The organism is Flavihumibacter stibioxidans (genome assembly GCF_014332695.1).
Lineage (GTDB): Bacteria > Bacteroidota > Bacteroidia > Chitinophagales > Chitinophagaceae > Flavihumibacter > Flavihumibacter stibioxidans.
Window position 1 is genome coordinate 1 of the sequence record NZ_MBUA01000019.1, and the last position, 1,868, is coordinate 1,868.

Annotated in this window: 1 protein-coding gene; it reads left to right on the forward strand. The window is 40.1% G+C overall.

All coding sequences use genetic code 11. From position 1 onward, the window contains the following. Positions 1 to 314: 314 nt before the first annotated feature. Entirely contained in the window at positions 315 to 1,283 is a 969-nt protein-coding gene (locus BC349_RS11375; protein ID WP_187256895.1) for a hypothetical protein, read from the forward strand. Positions 1,284 to 1,868 lie beyond the last annotated feature (585 nt).

A 1,868-nucleotide genomic window follows, 5' to 3' on the forward strand; every position in this document is an offset into this window, starting at 1 on the left:
TGAAAGAAACCGGGCGTCAGTTAACAGGGTATTTCCGCAAGGCGGGCGGGACCGGTGGAATTCGGCGGTGGAATATGAATCGGCATTGGGCCAGGCTTGTCACGGTTTCAATAAAGCTTTGGAATAAACAATTGAACTTATAATTAATAATCAGGCGACTGGCCCAGCGGGACATCAACTATGGCCCACCTTTGCGTAAATACCTGAACGTTGGTAGCAATGGTAATGCCCTGCTCTAACAAATAACAAAGTTTACAATGACNAACGTTGGTAGCAATGGTAATGCCCTGCTCTAACAAATAACAAAGTTTACAATGACAATAAAAGAAGCTATTTTAAAAAGCCTTGAAGATATTGGTGGGTTAACTAATTATTCTGACGTCTGTACTCATATTATCTCAAAGGGATATTATGACTTCAAAGATGCGAAAACACCTAATGCGACAATTTCTGCACTGCTGGGTGACTATATCAGAGTTGGCGACACTCGAGTAAAGCGAATAAAAAAATCAGGAGCATATTTCTATTACCTTACAAAAAACGAACAAAATATAGGTATTGATGTGTTATCTGGTGAGACTGAAACTCAAATACCAAAAGTCAGTAAAGTTGATAAAGCTAAGACGTTTGACGAAAGAGACTTACACAAACTTTTAAGCAGCTATTTAAAAAATACTGATACATATTCCAAAACTATTTTCCATGAACAATCAAACGGCAAGGACAGTAACCAAATCTGGACACACCCTGATATGGTTGGAATTAAGTTCTTGAATTTGCAAACCAAAGCCAGTCAAAATTTTTTAAAATCAATAAATCGCGTTGATACTTTTAAATTGAGTTCATATGAATTGAAGAAGGAAATCAATAGCGACAGTGAACTTAAAAAAGCCTTTTTTCAAGCGGTTTCTAATTCAAGCTGGGCAAATTATGGTTTCTTAGTTGCTTTTGAATTTAGTGACAGTTTGAACGAGGAGATGGGACGGCTAAATCAATCGTTTGGGATTGGAATAATTGAACTCAATGCAAATCCCTACCAAAGCAAAATACTTTTCCCCGCAACGTATCGTGATCTCGATTTTAAGACCATTGATAAACTCTGCAAAATGAATGATAAGTTTAATAAATTTATTGAGCAGACAGAAAAACTAATGACAGCAAGCGAAAAATATGTTTCTGGAGCAGAGAAAGAACTTGACGAATTTTGTGATGAATATTTTGCAAATGACACAGAAGTAGAAAAATATTGTAGGGATAAACATATTCCAACCGATACTGAATGACGAAAAACCCACTGCTACCAACAAGGGCATTTGGCTTACCAGGGCGGGACATTGGAACTTCAAGTGTAGATCATAAATGAGCATCGGCCCACGCTTGTCACGGTTTCAATTGAGCATTAGAAAATAATCATAGTCTTTTGTAAATAAATATATCGACTGAGCCGGGCGGGACGTTAGTAATGGCCCTGGCAAACCAAATCCCTAATCGTTATGCGAAATGGCCTCGCTACTCTGCACCCAACCTGTAATGCAATATTGGTGGAGCGGTCTGAAAGTGCGGGGGTCTTAAAGTGTAAGTTGCAAAACCACCATCCAGGTGGGCAGTATTCGAAGTAGCAGTCCCTTTGAAACGAAAGCAGGTTCTGCTGTACGATACCCCCGGATGGAAAGTGCCTGACTGTTGTGTTACACCGCGTGCTGAGTGTGCAGCATTTACGTGGTTAGGCAAGGTGGGCGATTAGGAGACAGAGACAAATAATAGGACACTAAAACACCGCACTCCGCTACTGCAATACTAAGGCTCGGTGTAAGGTGGGGTGCAAAAGAGCCGGAAACAAACCTTTTGGACAATAGCTCCTGCAGTTA